The following is an 18,968-nucleotide window of genomic DNA, read 5'->3' as shown; positions in this document are numbered from 1 at the left end:
ATTATATCTTTTATTTTACCACAATATTTGAACTTTGAAATTATTTTTCAGTCAAAATCAATATGTCATACTTCAAAAAATTGTTTTAAATATATTTATATTCCATACATAAATATAAACCCCTTCCTTTTTTGGTAAAAAAGAAAGGGGTTAGTTGTTATTTTATTTTTGTTAGCTTAATAGTCCAGTCTGCACCTGAACTTACTTTATATTGTGCTGCAAAATTACCCATATTTATAGCAGTGGAAACATTTAGTAAGCTATTATAATAAATCATAGGTTTGCCTTCATCTACATCTCCAAAACTTTCAACAAATGGCATATTGCCTTGATATACTAATTTATCTCCATTAAATATCCCAACCTCAGTTTAAAACTCATAGTATGCGATTAAAATAAAAGTTTCTCAATAACTACTATATGTTAAAAAAAGAGGACATTTCTGTCCTCTTTCTAAATTTCTACTTAACCCTTCTCAAAATTATTTCCTCATGCTTAGATACTTCTTTTTCAATTCTATCTAATTTATCGGCGTTTTGCTTATAGCCATCAAATAATGCTGTTATTTTAGGCATGAGATCATGTTCGATTTTTGTATTTATTTTTGTTACATCTGTCTTTAGACTTCCTACATCTGTCTTTAAGCTTCCCACATCGCCTTTTAGATCTTTAATATCTTTTTCCATGTTATCAAATCTTTTACTAAATTCAATATACATCTTTTCCATTAAATCAAATACTTTCTCATCCAACAGCATCGCCTCCTCTTTTAGATATTATAACATAATCTTCATAATTTATGACAAAAATATTGTCTTTTATATTAATGTTCTATGATAGATTATAATTTAATATCTATAGTTTTTCCTAAATGAGGATTAATGGACTGCTCCATTATTTTTGTATTCAATTCTAGCATTTTAGTTAAATCTACAGCTTGTAATTCTACTGTATTCATCGCCAGCTTCATGACTGAAATACTGGATTGTTTGACTACATTCATTTGACTAAGATTCATTGATAATGCTCCTATGTCCATGATATTGAACCTCCTTTGTGGTATTATAATAAAACTATTAAGATTATAATTTTCTAATTGTGTTCATTAATTTACTATATTTTTTACATTCAACTTTCGACAAAATTCGGGTGGAATTCGCTACTCTTACGAATGACTTACTTTTACTTAATTAAATTTAACTTTTTGCAACAATAATTCTAGCTAAAAAAGGATCTTCTTCTTTGTAAATCGCAAATCCTGTTCCTTTCTGAAATAATAATAATTTATTCATATCACATACTTCTTTTAACTGATTTAATAAATCTACCTCATCTATAAATCTCCTATAATGATTAGAATATATTTTTTGCCTTTCTTCATCTTCCTTAGTTCTAAACTCAGCAACAAAGATATCTCCCTTATCAACATGGCTTGATATCGCCTCTAAAAATGTTCTCTGATTACTCTCATCTATTGAATGCAAGAAAAATCTTGAGTAATACATTATGTTTTTTTGTTTTTGTTTAGCTTGCTCTTTTGCTTTTTTAAATATTTCCGACATTAATATTTTATCTGATATATCAGCTTTTTGAAAGGTTATATTTTTATACCTCTCTTCTTTTATCAATGAATTTGCAAATAAAATTGCTTGTTCTGACCTATCCAATCCTATAACTTCATGTCCCTGTTGCACAAATTCAAAAGAGTCTCTAGCCGATCCACATCCAATATCTAAAATCAAATATTTTTCTTTAATAAAATCATTTATAAAAGAGCAGAATGAAGAAGGTTTTTGTAGCTTTGAATCTAAATAATATTGCTCCCAATATATTTCATTCATATCACTATCTTCCAAAAACCCAATGCTTTTATTTAGTGTTTTCCACTCAAATCCAAAGTCTGGTATCTCCCATCTTTCTCCATATATTTGTTTCAAAACATCTTTATAGCTTTTAGGTATTAAAACATTACTTCCTTGTATAGTTCTCGTTTCTATTTCAAATTTATTTTTCTTACTAATAATTTCTTTACCTATATAGTTGAAAGAAAGCAAAAATTCTAAGTTATCGTTAAACCAAGAGCAATAAATATTAATACTAGCATCTGATTTTGTATTACTTACTTGAATATGTGACTTAAAAATTTTTAACTGATATCCTTTCTTTATTAATAACTTTGATATTATTTTAAATTCCTCAACTACTTTATCTTTATTATTTTCCTTAGATAAATATGCACAATCAAAGTTTCCATCATTAGAAATAAAGTTTTTCTCTCTAACAATCCCCAATAAAGTTCCATAACATGCATACAGATCATATGATAAATCATTATTAAATATATCCCTTAGCTCATCATATAGCTTGATAATCTCTTTCCTTAACTCTTCGTTTTCTTTCAAAGATAGTTTTAACTCCCCATTTATATCGAAAACATAACCTTCATTTAATCTCTCTAATAATTTATCAATACTAGAATTACCAGTAGTATCACATTTATAACTCAATCCATATTTATAAATTGGTAAAATATCATCATAAACTGAGATTGTAATCTCATCATTCTTGTTTAAATAATCAAATAAATCCTTTATTAAGAATTTAAAGCCACAATGATTACTGATTATACTCTCGTGTTCAATTTTTCTTACAGCAAAAGTTATTGCTACGGTTTCACCATTTACTTTTAATTCAACCTTTGGAGCTTCTATTATCCCCTTCCTATCATCATTAACAATTACCCACCCTGCAATGGATTCATTAGTTATTTGCTCTACAATCCCTTTGATTTTCATTAGCATTGCCTCCACTTTATTATAATTAGATATTTGACTGTTTTAAATAATTTATTATCTTTAAATAGGACTCATCAATGCTTTCTTCTTTTGTATTTACTTCTATGTTACTATTCTCTGGAAATTCATATTCTTCATCAATTCCAATAACATGCTTTTCTCTCCCAGTTAAAGCTTTCATATAAAGTCCTTTAGGATCCCTTTTTATGCATTCTTCTATTGGACAATTAACATTTATCTCAATATAGTTTTCAATTCTTTCTCTATTTTTCCTTCTAATTTCTTCATATGGAGATATGGCTGCAATCACAACATTTATACCATTATTGTTTAATAACCTTGCCATTGCTCTATATATATTTGCTGCCTTTATTCTTTCTTCTCTAGTGTATCCAAACATTCCACCTATTTCTTCTCTCATAATATCTCCATCTATCAACTGTACCTTTTTCCCACTATCAACCATATACCTTACTATTTTTTCTGCCAATGTACTCTTTCCAGACGCACTTAATCCAACTAGCCAAATTGTATTTCCTATTCTCATGGTGCCTTATCTCCTTAATCTACTAAATTTTCAAAAATGCTGAAATATGAGAAATTATTATGTCAAAATATTTAGCCACTTTTTCAGTATTTTTATTTATTTCATTTTCTTTTGTCAAGTTATTCTCTAATATAATATGAAAATCTCCTAATACAAATCTGCCATCCTGCTCTACATTACCTTCTGATTCAAATACTAGGGTATGCTCCAAATCCCTAATAATAGCCTTATATGTTTTTCCTGGATATATAGATTCAGAATAAACATATTGTTTTCCTTTACCACCTAAAACCATTGGAACTCTTCCATCAAATTCACTAAAATCAAATTCAATAGAAGTTTTATCTAAAATAGTAGGTAGAATATCCACATTTTCCATTAATTCGTCAGATATAGTGGAAGGAATACTTCTTCCCCTAATCATAAAAGGTACTCTCGTCCTAGCATCTCTTAAAATATGATTTCCTTCATCTATGTAAGATTGTCCATGATCTGAAAATAACGATACTAAGATTTCATCATTTGTATACTTGTTTTCAATAAAGTCATAAATTATTTTAAGATAATAGTCTATTCTATTTATTTCATTAACATATCTTTCTATTTTCTTTTCATCATAATCTTTTACCACTGACTTTTTTTCATCTTTCTCAATTATTCTTGAGTCAATGCTATTTATAATTTGATTACTTACTTTGGAAGTTATGCTGTCGTCAATATTATGCAATTCAAAAAATGATAACCAGATAAAATGATTTCTCTCTTTAAATGCTCGCATCTGCTCTAAAAAAGCAAAAATGATTTCCTCTGCTCTAGCCCCCATTGTAGCTGATTGATAAATCATTCTATCAAAACCTTTTATATATCCGTAAGAGGGTGTCTTCCTCCAATTTCCACAAGATTGGAATGTTAAATAGTTATCTTCTTTAAAATAAGTTCCCATTGATTTACAGTTATCACTTATAGTGTGCAATAACTCCGGATGAAAAATTTTATGATTAGCTTGATATTTTCCTGTAAATATAGTAGGTACACTAGCTAATGTCCATTCCGCATTACTGTAGCAATTATTGAATATTGTTCCTTGCTTAAAGAAATTATAAGTATTTGGCATAAGCCTTTCTAGTGAATATTTATCTATTAATTTCTGAGATAAGCCATCTATAAATAAATTCAATATCAATTTTACATCATGTTGCTTATATTGATTTAAATCTAAAGCTTCACCTATTATAAACTTATTACTGCTTTTAATCTTAACCGTTCCTTCACTTCTAATAGGTATATAATAAAATCTATTAGGAGTAAAATCATTGAACTTATATTCCTTGTCGTCTAATATTATAGTTATTGAAGTATCTTTTTCTAAAATAGCTAATGGCAAAACTGATTTGTTTAGATTGCCTAAAATAAATTCTCCACTTTCGTATATTTTTCCTCTCAATGTCTCTGTCTTATACAAGTTCCATAATTGAATAGGATAACTCTCTATTACCTCATCATAATACAAGGGAATATACCCCTCCCCATTTTTATCTTCAAATAATGGCTTTCCAATCCAAGTATCATCATTAGTTTTTAATGGAAATAACTTGTAATTAGGTTGATTAATTTTGGATAAATCAACCCTTTCATCTATCTTTTTAATCCCATTTATTGCGTCCTGTATAATTGTTTCTTCCTCTTTAGTAGTTGCTGCTGATTTTGCAATAATAAAAGCATTAGCTGCTTCTTGATATTTGCCCTTTTCTTGACATATAAATCCTAAGTTATAATTTAAGTCAAAGTTAAAAGGTACCTTATTTAATCCATCTAATACATGTTGTTCTGCTCTATCCATTTCACCTTTTATCATTAACATTACAGTTTCAATAGATATAATTTCTATATCTTCAGGAAAAAGTACTTTATATTCAGCTATTTTTGCTTCTGCATTAACAAAATCCCCTTTTTCAACAAGGTTTCTTATTATCTTTTTTAAGTATTGTGCTTTTTCTATTTTATTAGAAAATATATCCTTGATACTTGATATATTATTTGGGTTCATTATTTACACCTCTTGTATTATATATTAGAAATCTTTTTATAATTTTAATAAACTAAACATCATTCCAAATTGGATTTTTTAATATCCATTCACCGTATTTATCCTTTTGAAATAGTTCTCTATTATAAAACTTATCTACAATTGTCCAAAATTCATTAACTGTATATCCTAAAAACTCACAAAAATCTTCTATTGCTTTTGAATCAAGATTATGATCATGTTTTTTTACTAACTCTATTCCTTCTTCTCTGCTAATGAGCCCATATCTAATAAACCTCGACGCATAATCAGTTGCAGTAGCATGTCCAAACTTTGGATATTTCATCCATGGATGTACTAAATAAGCCCTACTTTCCACCTGATCAAAATCTTCAATGTGATGTTGTCTTTTCCATTCATTATTTAAATCTTTAAAACCATTTTTCTTAGCAAATATATAATTTTGATAACTATTAAATCTTAAAAAATAACTTATATAAATAGGATCTAACTTATTGTTTATATCCTCTATACTTGGTGAATTACATAAAATTAAATCTTTAACAGAAATATTTTCGTCAATAAGTTCATTAAAATCTATATCAGATGCTACACCATTATTTAATTGGTTTCTAGCACTATAAGTTTCTTCTCTATCTACTCCGCCATATTCATAACTAATATTCTCTCCATATACTAACAATGGTGTATTAAACTTAATCGCCATATGCATTGGGTATGTGTATATTAATCTATCAATATACCATGTTGGTTTACCGTATTTTTCAAATGTTTTCCTCATTAAATATTTTTGCAATTTAATATTAGGTTTTAATGATATTATATTACATCCAAATCTTTCTGAAATATTTCTAATATTGTTTTTTCCTGCTTCTGTCATTGGGAAATTATCTTCAACAGATACTAATAACGGATTCATTCCCATGAGCTCTTTCATTACATACACTTGATAATGACTATCCTTTCCACCACTAACTGCTATCATGCAATCATAGCTATCACCATTCATCCCACGATATTTATCACATAAAATCTTTAGCTCCTCATATCTAGCTTCCCAATCAATTCTATCTTTTTGTTCCTCTGCTCTACAAGCTTGACATATTCCTTCATCGTCAAATAAAATTCCTGGTCTTGTGTCTGGCATTACACATTTCTTACAATATTTCATTGATTTAACACTCTCCTTATGTCATACACTATAATTCATTATTTAACATACACTCTGCAACTCTAAAATCATGTTCATCATCAATATCAATGGATCTTGTTTTCTCCATTATATATGCATAACTATCTTCTTTGTAGAAATCTTTATATTTAAGAAAATAATCGACTTTACATAAATAAATAGCACCATTCAATCTATAATACTTAGGTAGTTCTTGCCTCCTAGTCTTTACATCTTTCGGTAAAAATTCTTTCAATGATAATGTTTTATCTAAAGTATTCATGTATAATGGTGAATGCTCTGACTCACAAACACTCACTACTGAATTTGCATTTTTTTTAAATAATAACTCTACAGCACCTAATATATCTTCTGCTCGCCTTAATGGGGATGTTGGCTGTAAAATCATGAAATAATCATATTTTTTACCTACTTTTTCTAATTCCCTTATTGTATATTCTACTACATCATTTGTAGTTGCTTCATCTGTAGAAAGATAATCAGGTCTTAAAAAAGGAACTGCTGCTCCATAGTTTATAGCTATATCTGCATAAGCTTTAGCCTCAGTAGATACTATCACATCATCAAAAACATCACTTTTTTTTGCTGCCTCAATGGTATATGACATTATAGCCCTACCATTTAAATCTTTAATATTTTTATCCTTTAATCCCTTAGAACCACTTCTAGCAGGGATTATGGCTAGAAATCTTTTTTCTAAAAACAAAATATTCACCCCTTAGCAACTATTAAAACCTTATCGTTTTTTCCCTATAAAATAATAGTGAAATGATGAACCTTCTTTCATATAAAAGTCATAATATCCTGTTAATACCTCTTCAAATATATTAAACTTTTCAACTAATTCATCTTTACTATTAATAAAGTTTACATATGCTTCTCCTTCTAATCTCCCTCCTAGTGCTACTTTATATATCCCATCTTGGGATGATATATTATGATCTATATTATTATAATAATAATTTTTACTACCCATCATTGTGAAAACCACTAATCCCTCTGTTGTTAACATTTCATTCATTTCTTTTAGTAAACTATTAAGTGCTTCATTTGTTAAATAATAAAGTGATTGATTCGCAAAAATAATATCAAATTTATTTTCAAATATCTTACTTATGGATTCTCCAGGTTCTATAACTATAAAATTATGTTTATTTAAATGACTCTTGCAAACTTGGATAGCTGCTTCAGATATGTCTATTCCGTATGCATTCCATCCTTGATTCTCAAATAAAAGTGAATGGGTACCAGTACCACATCCAAAGTCTAGTATGTTTATATTTTTCCCTTTTAATGAAAACTTCCTATCCAAATAATTAAACATCCTTATTACATGACTTTCAGGAAAATTTATTCCATAACCATCTTTATACTTCTTTTCATATATTTTTTTAGATATATCCATATATTTCATTTTAATCCCCCATTTAAATATATACTACTCATTAATAATTTCTAGTAAATAAAAAGGATGAAGTAGTTGTAAACCATTAATAATTCCCTTTTCTCCATTACTCATATTTATTGTCCAAGATCTAAGTGGATCTAAAATATTTTTATCTATATCAATCCCAATTTTAAATTCTTTGAAATTATAATTTAAACCAAGTTCATTTAAATAACTGCTAACCGTATTTATAGAAAATAAGTTCCAGCCTTTTTCCCAGTCACCATTGCAATTAGATTTCCTAGATCTAATAATTACATCTATTGGATCAGGATTAAATATTCCAAACACATATGCTCTCCCGCCTTCTTTTAAAAGGTTTACAATATTATTAAGCACTGGCCTAATATCGTCAAAAATACTATGTACTCCATTCATAAATACTATATCAAATTTTATATCAATTACATTTTTATTACTTTCAATGTCTCCCTTAAAAAAAGTAACTTCTTTTACTTCTTCTCTAGCCTTAGCTAGTAATTCATCCATTATATCCATTCCATACTTATTTGAATTAGGATAAACAGTATTGAAAAAATATAAAAAGTCCCCTGCTGCACATCCAATATCTATCACTTTTGGTTCTTCCAGTGCATCAATGTATTCCTTTGCATTGTTTAGTATAAATTTAAAATACTCTTTGGGGTTGTTTTTTCTATTTTCTTTCAAATAAAACTTATCATGAGTTCTTATAGTTTTTAAATCCATTTCTCTATCTCCTTTAATTGCTATTCTATTGCCTTTATAAGCATAAAAGCTTCTGCATAATGTTTTCCTGCCATAGCCCCCCTGTTTATTGCTAATGCTATAAGATTTTCTATACTCCTGGGGAAAGGGTGTTCTTTTAACTCACTTTCATAAACCTTCATTATTTCAATCTTTTTATCTACATACTTAGTTATGTCAATAAAATAATTAGGTTTAAAAGCAGTAGGATTATAAGAGAAATCCGTTTCTGAAATTATCTCCATAACCAATACCTTTTTAATTGAAGGATATCTAAAAGATTTCGTACATGCAAACATTGTATCAAATACTATTTTATGATCAGAGTGTATGTCTTCTCTATTAGGTAATAATATTATATTAGGCTCTATCTCCTTTACTATTTCTGAAACGTGTAGAATTAACTCCATTCTACTATATTTGTCTAATCCTGATGGCTCTAATTCTAAATTATATATATTTTTAAAACCAAATAGTTTCTTAACTTTGTCTATTTCGTCATTCCTGGATCTTACCCGTTCTTTTGTATATCCATATTCTTCTTTCATGTTCGTAAAATTTATCCAATAAATATCACTACATTCTTCTTTATACCTTAACAGTGTACCTCCTGCTCCTAATGTTTCATCATCTGGATGAGGTGATACGACTAATACTCTATTCATAAATAATCACCAACCTCTATCTCAATAGCATCACTATCTAAAACTTGTATACAATTACTCCCTGTTTTTACTGTAAAAGTTCCATCATTTAATACTTCTAATACTTTCCCTGGCTCTATATTATCTATTCCTTCAATAATTCGTTCTTTTACTTTCCATACTTTTATATCTTTAGATTTATAAGCAAAATGTGCCCCTACATAAGGACGTGTTAAAGCTCTAACAAGATTATATATATTATAAGAAGACATCCTCCAATCAATTTTCCCGTCCTCTTTATACCGCTTTCGCCAGCAGTTAGCCTTTGTGTCGTCTTGCTTTATCCTTACTATATTTCCCTTTTTTATTTCATTGGTAAGTTTCTCAACTTGTTTTTGTGCCATTTTTAACATCCTATTATATAGACCCATTACATCGTCTTCATAGTATATAGGAACTATCTCTTGGCTAATTATATCTCCACCATCGGCTCCTTCATTAATAAAGAAAAATGTTGAAGCAGTTTCTTTTAATCCTAAAGCCATTGTCCAAATCAAAGGATGTCTTCCTCTATTTAAAGGTAACTTAGTAGGATGAAAACCAATAACGCCTTTTTTGGGGATGTTAATTATTTCTTTACTCAGTAGTTGTGAAAAACCAAAACAATATATTATATCAGGATTTTTATCTCTAATAAATTCAATAGAATTAACATCATTAATATTATCTGCTTTCATAAGCTCAATATTATTGTAGATACATAACTCAGATAAGTCTACATAATCAGAATTTAAGTTAGGAGTTATATTTGTAACTACTCCTACTATGTTCTCTTTCATATCTATTAATTTTTGAAGCAAAACTTCAGATGATTTTACAGATCCTATAAGTAGTATTCTCATCTATTTATATCCTCCAAATCAAAAAATTTCTTTTTTATATTTATTAAATCTAAAAAAAATGATTGTTTTATTCTTTGAACTATTAGATAACTTGTATTACCTTCTCCATAAGGATTTATTGCACTTTTAATCGTTTCTTTAAAATCATCTGATAATCCTAGCTTGATAGCTTTATATATCTCATTTTCCACTGTCGTGCAATCTATTATTGTTTCTCCTTGTATTCGTCCTTTTTGCCTATCTCCGATATTTATTGTTGGAACGTTAAATGAGGGGGCTTCTATAATTCCACTAGAAGAGTTTCCGATAACTAAATCTACATATTTCATTGCTGATAAATATCTCAGTTGTCCCATCGAAGTAAATGCTATTGCTTTTTGTTTGTTTTTTTCTACATACTCATCTATCATAGAATTTATAATTCTTCCATTTGTATCTGAATTTGACTTTGTAAATATTATTTTTAAGTCGCTAAATCTATCTAAAGCATTTAATAACTCTTGAAACTGTTCCTTAGAAGTACCATCTTCAAGAGTTACTGGGTGAAAGGTAACCAAGGCATTTTTAAGTCCAAACTTAAAATTAATGCTATTTTCCAACGCATCTTTCTTTAACAGCTTTAATTTTTTTATACTTTCAATACCAATTGCCCCCACATTAAATATTCTATTTGGTTCTTCTCCTAATTGTATTACTCTTTGTCTATATTCTTCTGTACTTGTAAAATGTAAATAGCTCATCTTAGTAATCGAATGCCTTATAGCTTCATCTATTAATCCTTCAGTGGTCTCTCCTCCATGTATATGCGCTATTGGTATGCGAGATATCATAGCAGTACTTGCTGCTGCAAATATTTCATACCTATCTCCTAACACAACTACCATATCTGGCTTTAATCTTTCAAAGGCGTCTGTAAATCCAATCATAGCTAACCCAATAGATTTGGATATACCTACTGGTGTATCAGAACTAAGCAACATTTCTACCTTTTCATCAATGATAAAACCATCTTCTTCTATTTCTTTATAGGTAAGCCCAAATTCTGGTGATAGATGCATTCCAGTTACAATTAATTGGAGTTGCAATTCATCATCTTCTTTTATCCTCTTTATAAGCGGTCTAAAGAGTCCATATTCAGCCCTTGTACCTGTAACTACGCATATTTTCTTCATATCTCTATCAACTCATCTTCTTCATAATCTCTAATTGCTAATTTACCTATAACTTCATCCAATTTCATGGGAGATATCCCATTCCCTGGTCTTTTAATTTCTAAATTTTCTATTGTAAAGGCTTCACCCTTTTTAATATTTCTTCCCGCTACTATGCTTTTTCTAACAATAGTTATATTTTTTGCTTCAGATTCAGTTAATTTCTTTAATCCATCTCCTAGAGCCATTTCAATATTTCTTATACACTTAACCAACTCTTTAAGTTCATTTGGCTCTAAGCTTGCTCTATGATCTGGTCCTTCCATATTCTTATCTAAAGTAAAATGCTTTTCAATTACTGTAGCACCTAATGCTACTGCTGCTATTGGTACTTCTATGCCTAATGTATGATCTGAATATCCTACTTCCACCTTAAAAGCCTCTTTTATTGTATTCATTGCATTTAAATTAACATCTTTCATTGGTGTAGGATATTCTGTATTGCAGTGCAATACAGTAACATCCATAGTTCCACCTTTCCTTAGTATTTCTAAAGCTTTCTCTATATCTCCAAGAGTAGACATTCCAGTAGAAAGTATTACCTTCTTCTTTAACAAACCTATTTTTCGTAAATAGGGTAAATTAGTTATTTCTCCTGAAGGTATTTTAAATATCTCAAGTCCTAGATTGTTAAGCAAATCTATACTCTCTAAATCAAAGGGTGATGATAAGAACATTATGTCTTTGGATTTACAGTAACCAATTAATTCTTCATGCTTTTCATAATCCAATTCCAATCTTTTTATCATTTCAAATTGATTTTCCTCTTTACCTGTTGTCTCTTCTTGATATTCAGCTTTCTGGGCACTTTTAGTTACTAATCTTTCAGCTTTAAAGCTTTGAAACTTAACAGCATCTGCTCCTGATTCACTTGCTTTATCAATTAACTCCTTAGCCAATTCAATACTTCCATTGTGATTAACTCCTGCTTCAGCTATGATAAATACCTTTTTCATCTTTTCACCTCTTTACAAGGATTTCCATAAGCCTTAATATTACTTTTAATATCTTTTACAACTACAGATCCAGCACCAATTATTGAATTATTACCAATTACTATATTTTGAATTATAGTTGAATTAGTTCCTATATGCGTATTCTCTCCTATAACTACATTACCACTTATAGTAACTCCTGGTGCTATATGACAAAAGTCCTTTAGATGACAATCATGTTCAATTATTGCTCCTGTATTAATTATACAATTATTCTCTATTTTTGTACCTGAATTGATTATTGTTCCTTTTCCAATAAAATTACCATATCCAATTTCAATCTTATCTGATACTATTGCAGTACTATCAATTATATTTGGAAAAGAATATCCAATATTCAAAGCAATAGAACATAACCTTCTTCTTAATCTTGTATCTCCAACACTTCCCATAGTTAAAAAAGCATTTCTAATTCCATTTTTATAATAATATTCTAATTTATCGTCTGTTCCGATTACTTTTACACCAAATATTTTATCTCCAACTTTATCACGTAAATCTAATATTCCCACTATATTATATCCTTTGGATTTAATAATAGAGTCGATAACAGATTTACAATGCCCACCACCACCAATTAGGATAATACCTTCCATCACTCTATCCCTAACCTTTCAAGCATAGTTTCCATTTCTTTAAACTGTCCCATATCTAGCCAAGCCCCTTCACTTACAGGATATACTCCTATCTTTTCACCCTTATTGATATAATCATTTATTAATTCTGTTATATGAAAAAGCTCATTTTTCGGAATATCATCAATTACTTCTGGTTCTAATATATACATTCCAGTATTCACTAAGAAATCATATTCCGGTTTTTCTATCATTTTTTTTACATCACTATTTCCATTTATTTGAATAACTCCATAAGGGATTGTATAATGCTTAAGTGAAGTAATTAAAGTAATCTTTGCTCTATGTTCTTTGTGATATTTTAACATATCTGAATAGTTTCCCTCTATTAAAATATCACAATTACTAAGAAAGAAAGAATCCCTTATCTTATCTTTTAATAAGTATAAACTTCCTGCTGTACCTAAAGGTTTCTCTTCATCTATATATTCTATTGAATATGTATTTTCTATTTCATTAAAGTATGCCTTTATCATATTCTTTTTATAATTAACTGTCATATAAAATTTATTGCATCCATATTCATTAAATCTATTTATAATCCTCTCTACTATTGGAATATCTCCAATAGGTATCAAAGGCTTTGGTAATATCTTTGTATAAGGATCTAATCTAGTTCCTTTCCCACCAGCCATTATTACTACTGGATTACTTAGTTTGTTAAATTTAAATTTTTTATTAAAATTATCATTCCAAAAAATAACATCTATTACTTCCCTTTCCTTGTTTAGAATGGGTATAGCTTCTATGCTGTGTTTTTTAAGAATCTTCTTTGCGTTTTTTATTTCATCTTCAAATATACATTTTGGTTCTTTTATCATAATTAGACTAACAGGATCACTTAAATTTCCACTTTTTAATATCCATCTTCTAATATCTCCATCAGTAAGTACACCTATTAGCTTATTATCTTCAACTACTAATAATATTTTTTTTGCTGTTTCATCTAGCTTTTTAATAGCTTCTTTAATTGATAAATCCTTATTTATAAATAAATCCCGTATGCTCAAAGGGCTTCCCCCTATCTTTATAATTCTCTCAAAATATCACAAACATATTTTACATCTTCTTCTGTAAGACTTGTGCTACAAGGAATATTTAATATTCTATCTATATAGTAATTGGCTTTTTCTATTCGGTATGATTGATTGTTTCTATATGGTTTTTGCTCATGAATTAATCCCCATATTGGTCTTGTTTGGATTTTACTTTCATTTAACTTATTTAATAGTTCATCTCTACTAAGTCCATATTTTTCTTTGTCTATCAATAATGAATAAAACCAATGATTTGATCTTGTATTTTTATTAAAGTCAAGAATTGACGCTCCTTTCATTTTATCAATTTCTTGTTTATACAGATTATAATTTTCCATCTTAATTTTAATAAAACCTTCTAACTGCTCTAATTGTGCAATTCCCAGTGCAGCTTGTAAATTTGTCATTCTATAGTTAAATCCAACCTCATGGTGAATATAGTATAATTCATCATCTTTTGCCTGGGTGGAGAGATATTTCGCTTTATCAATTAGATTTTTATCTTTAGCTACTAACATTCCTCCTCCACCAGTAGTTATTATTTTATTTCCGTTAAAGGAATACACTCCAAAATCACCTATAGTTCCTGCAAACTTACCTTTATATCTACCTTCTGTTGAATATGTTCCTAAAGCTTCTGTTGAATCTTCTACTACCTTCAGCTTGTATTTTTCAGCTATATCTATAAGTCTTTCCATATTTACCATATTGCCAAATATATGGACTATAACTAAAGCTTTAATTGCTTTTCCTGTTTTCTTGTTAATTAGCCCATCATCTGTCATACTGCATTCTTTTCCACAGAACTCTTCAAGCTTATCCAAATCCATATTTAGAGTATCATCACAATCCATAAATATTGGTTCTGCTCCTAGGTATCTAACTGGATTAACTGCTGCAATAAAGGTAAGAGTAGGCACTATTACTTCATCACCGCCTTCCACTCCTAAAATCTTTAATGCTAAATGAATCCCAGCTGTGCCAGATTGGCATGCAACAGCTCTTTCAACCTTGAGGTATCCTGCAATATTTCTCTCAAATTCATTAATATATTCTCCACCTGTAGACACCCACTCTGTTTCTACTGCCTTTGTTACATATTCTAATTCTTTTCCCTTTAAATTTGGTACTGATAATGGAATAAATCTACTCATTTTTATCGCCCCTAAATATTATATATATCCATTTTATATTTATCCAAATTGTTTTCTATCCATTCTATGGTTTCAGATAATCCTTGCTCTAAAGTATAATTTGGTTTCCAATTTGTTATTCTTTTTATCTTTTCGTTAGAACCAAGTAATCTATTTACTTCTGACTTTTCTGGCCTTAATCTTTCTTCTTCACATATTATCTTAACATTAGGATTAATTTGATTAATTAATTCTTGTGCAAGTTCACCAATAGATATTTCTTGCTGTGTTGCAATGTTGATTTCTTCTCCTATTGTATTAGTAGACTTTGCTATTTCAATAAATCCTTGTACAGTATCTTTTACATAATTAAAATCTCTTGTTGGAGTTAATGAGCCTAGTTTAATCTCTTCTTTCCCTGCTAATAATTGTGTAATTATTGTAGGTATAACTGCTCTAGCTGATTGCCTTGGACCATATGTATTGAAGGGTCTCACTATTGTAATAGGCATATCAAAACTTCTATAAAAAGACTCTGCTATTCTATCTGCACCAATCTTTGTTGCAGAATATGGTGACTGCCCCTGATAAGGATGTTTTTCATCTATGGGTACATATTGAGCTGTACCATATACTTCTGATGTCGATGTTACAAGTATTCTACTTGTCCCTAAATCTCTTGCAGCTTGTAATACATTTAATGTCCCCTTTATATTTGTATCTACATAGGAATCTGGTGAATGATAACTAAAGGGTATAGCTATTAAAGCTGCTAGATGATATACCTCTTCTATTCCCTTCATGGATTCTCTTACTCCATTGGGATCTCTAATGTCACCTGTGAATATTTCTATTTCATTTATAATTTTTTTAGGTAATGTGTCAAGCCATCCCCATGAGTTGAAAGAGTTGTAATACACAAAAGCTCTTACTTTATGCCCTTGTTTAAGTAAATCTTCTACTAAATGGCTACCAATAAAGCCATCTGATCCTGTAACTAAAACCTTTTTCATATTATTCTCCTTTCTCTAAAGAAGATTTAGTATAATTTGATATAACTTCTTTCATTTCCTTATAAATAGGCTCTATCATTTGCATATCTTCAGTACATATATCTATAAAGTTTCTAAAGCTTTCTACTATTTTTCTACCTTTTTCATAAGGGTCTCTTATATAATTTAGGATGTCTATACTATCTACCAATATTTTATACTGAACTCTATTCATAGGTAATATAAATGTCTTATAGTAATCATTGTTTTCTATCTTTATTAACTCTTTATCAAGCTTTATATATAACTTTTCTGCTTGAGAAAAATTTCTATTGTTTATTGCCCTCTCTATCTTATTTAATATGTCTTTATATTCTTTATTTATTTTTGAAACCCTGCTATAAGCCTTATCCATATTTTTGGACTTAAAATCTAAGTATTCTTTATCGTATATAGTTTTATTTCCATCTAACCAATTATCTTCTACTATTTTTTCTTTTAAACAATTATCTATTACCTCTTTAAGCTCTATAAAATCTGCTCCTTCTACATGAGCTCCACCTTTAGTAGTATTTATTACTTTTATATTTGGAAGTTGTTTTATATAATGTTCTATTTGCTGTCTCATGAAGTTAAATCCTTCATTTGTTAATATTTCATTTCCATATACATCTTTCACTTTTATCCCTTTTTCTAGTTCCTCTTCAGTAAGATCACTACCATAGGAGATCCCCTTTGAATATTGCTCTTTGCCCCTATATCCTAAGTTTTGCCCTACTAATAATATACGGCTAAATCCTAACTCATATAATATCTGAATAGTAACTACTGCTATAGAGGGTGCATCTTGTACTATATTTATAACTCTATCATCTTCATTTTTTAAATAATAACTAGATACTGTGTCTTGACTAGTTATCATATGATATTTGTCTCCTGGATAGTTTTCTCTAGTTTCATATCCTACAGATGAACCAAATATCATAGGTATTTCTTTTATACACTTTTCTTTTATTATTTCAAATACCATTTGATTTTCAAATGCAGGGTCATAGGTACATGCAGCATCTGGATAAATATTATGATATATAAGAGTATTTATAGCCGAACCTACGCTAAATATATGGGCTAATCCATTTTCTTTTATATATCTAATGTTTTCTATTTCTTCGTTTAATGATGGTCCCGCTGCTACTAATATAGCTGTTTTCCCTTTGAATTCACCTTTTTTTTCTATCAGGATATTAGGTGTAGATAAGACTTCATTAAAGTTTTTCATACTATTTATTATCCATCTTTTTTGAAATGAATAATTTGTAACCAATTGAGTTCTCTTACTCCTAATGAGTTCTAAGAATATTTCATTAAACTTATTAAATTCGTCAGGAAAATTTTGTTTATGTGAAGGAAGTTCTATTATTTTAAGCTTGTCCTTATTTAAATCAACAAATCTACTTAGACCCTCAATATTATTATCTCTCCCAATACTAATCCCCATTAATTTACTTTTAGATAAATCTCTAAGATTAATATTTGAAAGAAAGTTATACATTAATTCTGGTATAGGCTCATATATATAATACCTTATATTTCGATATTTCTCCAAAACTAGTTTTATATGATATCCTAAACCCGTCCCATAGAATATAATACCAAAATCATCATCCATATCTTCATAAGACTCTAATATTGTATTGGCTTCTCTTATGGGGTCATACTTACTATGAAGATAGTTTTCTTTATTATCTTTGTTTATAGATAGAGTTTTATCCCCTCGCCTTGTTTCTTTTATTTGAAACAAGATCCTATTTTTTTCATCTTCATATTGCTTTAATCCATCCCAGAGCTCTGGAATTAATTCTTTTAATATATTTATATTATCAGTTAAGATCATATAAACTTGCCTCCATACTTACTAAACTTGACAATCTTCCTGCCATTTCTTTAAATATTGATATAATTTCATAAAATAATATATCAGCTATTGTAACATTATCACCACTAGATAATGCTCCTTCAAGATCTGGTAGTATTCCTTGTAATGAAAACAACTCTTTTGCATAAAGATTCCAATCTTCATAGCTTAATACTATATCCTTTAGTTGCCCGTCTTGCTCTATAGAAGAAAAGGTATTTATTATCCAACTGATTCCACCAAGTAGATTATTTAAATCACTCCACGCATCTCCATCTGGATTTTTATAGAATTTATCTGCTAGCTTTTCTATTGTATCTGGAGTTCTCTTAAGATAGGTTAAAGTAGAAATCAATATATCATCAACCAATTCCTTATAAGTTAACGCAATTACATCTACCTTTTCTATTACCCTAATATTATCCAAAAAATAATCATAAAAGTTTTCATATATTTCATAGTCATCTATGACCATATAGCTTAATGTCTTTGATGATTTAATAATTATAGTATCTATTTCATTTAATATTTTATCAATTTCATCTTTGCTATTTTCATATTCTAATATTTGATCTTCAATATAAATTTTCAACATAATCCCCCCATTTTTCCTATATATAATATTATCGACAAAATATGATATATATTTATATAATATAATATTTTAGTATGTAATGTAGAATAAGATTTATACGTATTAAAAAACCAGAGGAAATTTCCTCTGGTTCTAACTTGTCTATAGAAACTAAT

The 18,968-nt window shown here is 28.7% G+C and carries 20 protein-coding genes; all 20 read right to left on the bottom strand.

Translation table 11 applies throughout. The annotated features are described in order from the left end of the window. Positions 1 to 157 precede the first annotated feature (157 nt). The 20 genes from RT714_RS10330 to RT714_RS10235 all read right to left on the bottom strand — a co-directional run bounded on the left by RT714_RS10330 (position 158) and on the right by RT714_RS10235 (position 18,810). Positions 158 to 322, bottom strand: a complete 165-nt coding sequence (locus tag RT714_RS10330) for an SAM hydroxide adenosyltransferase (protein ID WP_313757489.1) — start codon at positions 320 to 322, stop codon at positions 158 to 160. A gap of 139 nt (positions 323 to 461) precedes the next feature. Then, complete coding sequence (locus RT714_RS10325) at positions 462 to 752, bottom strand: hypothetical protein (RefSeq protein WP_313757488.1); 291 nt, start codon at positions 750 to 752, stop codon at positions 462 to 464. Positions 753 to 841: 89 nt separating this feature from the next. Continuing rightward, on the bottom strand, positions 842 to 1,039 hold the full coding sequence (locus RT714_RS10320; protein ID WP_313757487.1) for a YjfB family protein: 198 nt from the start codon (positions 1,037 to 1,039) through the stop codon (positions 842 to 844). A 157-nt stretch (positions 1,040 to 1,196) separates the two neighbouring features. Then, positions 1,197 to 2,795, bottom strand: a complete 1,599-nt coding sequence (locus RT714_RS10315) for a class I SAM-dependent methyltransferase (protein WP_313757486.1) — start codon at positions 2,793 to 2,795, stop codon at positions 1,197 to 1,199. Positions 2,796 to 2,820: 25 nt separating this feature from the next. Then, positions 2,821 to 3,342, bottom strand: a complete 522-nt coding sequence (cysC, locus tag RT714_RS10310) for an adenylyl-sulfate kinase (RefSeq protein ID WP_072976167.1) — start codon at positions 3,340 to 3,342, stop codon at positions 2,821 to 2,823. A 22-nt stretch (positions 3,343 to 3,364) separates the two neighbouring features. After that, positions 3,365 to 5,389 (bottom strand): sulfatase-like hydrolase/transferase, encoded by a 2,025-nt coding sequence (locus RT714_RS10305; RefSeq protein ID WP_313757485.1) that lies wholly within the window; start codon positions 5,387 to 5,389, stop codon positions 3,365 to 3,367. A gap of 52 nt (positions 5,390 to 5,441) precedes the next feature. Beyond that, positions 5,442 to 6,560, bottom strand: a complete 1,119-nt coding sequence (locus RT714_RS10300; RefSeq protein ID WP_313757484.1) for an N-acetyl sugar amidotransferase — start codon at positions 6,558 to 6,560, stop codon at positions 5,442 to 5,444. A gap of 28 nt (positions 6,561 to 6,588) precedes the next feature. Next, positions 6,589 to 7,287 (bottom strand): acylneuraminate cytidylyltransferase family protein, encoded by a 699-nt coding sequence (locus RT714_RS10295; protein WP_313757483.1) that lies wholly within the window; start codon positions 7,285 to 7,287, stop codon positions 6,589 to 6,591. Between the two features lie 30 nt (positions 7,288 to 7,317). After that, positions 7,318 to 7,995 (bottom strand): class I SAM-dependent methyltransferase, encoded by a 678-nt coding sequence (locus RT714_RS10290; protein WP_313757482.1) that lies wholly within the window; start codon positions 7,993 to 7,995, stop codon positions 7,318 to 7,320. Positions 7,996 to 8,019: 24 nt separating this feature from the next. Beyond that, a complete protein-coding gene (locus RT714_RS10285; RefSeq protein WP_313757481.1) occupies positions 8,020 to 8,736 on the bottom strand; it encodes a class I SAM-dependent methyltransferase in 717 nt (238 codons plus the stop codon). A gap of 20 nt (positions 8,737 to 8,756) precedes the next feature. After that, positions 8,757 to 9,419, bottom strand: a complete 663-nt coding sequence (locus tag RT714_RS10280; protein WP_313757480.1) for a PIG-L family deacetylase — start codon at positions 9,417 to 9,419, stop codon at positions 8,757 to 8,759. Next, a complete protein-coding gene (locus RT714_RS10275; RefSeq protein ID WP_313757479.1) occupies positions 9,416 to 10,300 on the bottom strand; it encodes a formyltransferase family protein in 885 nt (294 codons plus the stop codon). The genes RT714_RS10280 and RT714_RS10275 overlap by 4 nt, the downstream gene beginning before the upstream one ends. Further along, on the bottom strand, positions 10,297 to 11,472 hold the full coding sequence (neuC, locus tag RT714_RS10270) for a UDP-N-acetylglucosamine 2-epimerase (protein ID WP_313757478.1): 1,176 nt from the start codon (positions 11,470 to 11,472) through the stop codon (positions 10,297 to 10,299). Before neuC ends, RT714_RS10275 begins: the two co-directional genes overlap by 4 nt. After that, on the bottom strand, positions 11,469 to 12,467 hold the full coding sequence (gene neuB / locus RT714_RS10265; protein ID WP_313757477.1) for an N-acetylneuraminate synthase: 999 nt from the start codon (positions 12,465 to 12,467) through the stop codon (positions 11,469 to 11,471). Before neuB ends, neuC begins: the two co-directional genes overlap by 4 nt. Then, on the bottom strand, positions 12,464 to 13,102 hold the full coding sequence (locus RT714_RS10260; RefSeq protein ID WP_313757476.1) for an acetyltransferase: 639 nt from the start codon (positions 13,100 to 13,102) through the stop codon (positions 12,464 to 12,466). Before RT714_RS10260 ends, neuB begins: the two co-directional genes overlap by 4 nt. Then, complete coding sequence (locus tag RT714_RS10255) at positions 13,102 to 14,151, bottom strand: nucleotidyltransferase family protein (RefSeq protein ID WP_313757475.1); 1,050 nt, start codon at positions 14,149 to 14,151, stop codon at positions 13,102 to 13,104. The genes RT714_RS10260 and RT714_RS10255 overlap by 1 nt, the downstream gene beginning before the upstream one ends. Before the next feature lie 17 nt (positions 14,152 to 14,168). After that, the gene (locus tag RT714_RS10250) at positions 14,169 to 15,332 is read right to left on the bottom strand and encodes a LegC family aminotransferase (protein WP_313757474.1); all 1,164 of its coding nucleotides are present in this window, start codon (positions 15,330 to 15,332) and stop codon (positions 14,169 to 14,171) included. Between the two features lie 11 nt (positions 15,333 to 15,343). Then, a complete protein-coding gene (locus RT714_RS10245) occupies positions 15,344 to 16,324 on the bottom strand; it encodes an NAD-dependent 4,6-dehydratase LegB (RefSeq protein WP_313757473.1) in 981 nt (326 codons plus the stop codon). A 1-nt stretch (position 16,325) separates the two neighbouring features. Continuing rightward, positions 16,326 to 18,197, bottom strand: a complete 1,872-nt coding sequence (locus RT714_RS10240; RefSeq protein ID WP_313757472.1) for a 6-hydroxymethylpterin diphosphokinase MptE-like protein — start codon at positions 18,195 to 18,197, stop codon at positions 16,326 to 16,328. Further along, the gene (locus RT714_RS10235; protein WP_313757471.1) at positions 18,184 to 18,810 is read right to left on the bottom strand and encodes a hypothetical protein; all 627 of its coding nucleotides are present in this window, start codon (positions 18,808 to 18,810) and stop codon (positions 18,184 to 18,186) included. The genes RT714_RS10240 and RT714_RS10235 overlap by 14 nt, the downstream gene beginning before the upstream one ends. Between the last annotated feature and the right edge of the window lie 158 nt (positions 18,811 to 18,968).

Origin of the sequence: Tissierella sp. (assembly GCF_032104385.1) — a bacterium.
In the GTDB taxonomy this organism is placed as follows: Bacteria; Bacillota; Clostridia; order Tissierellales; family Tissierellaceae; genus Tissierella.
The sequence above is the reverse complement of the archived record's forward strand: the minus strand, read 5'-3'. Positions and strand labels throughout refer to the sequence as shown.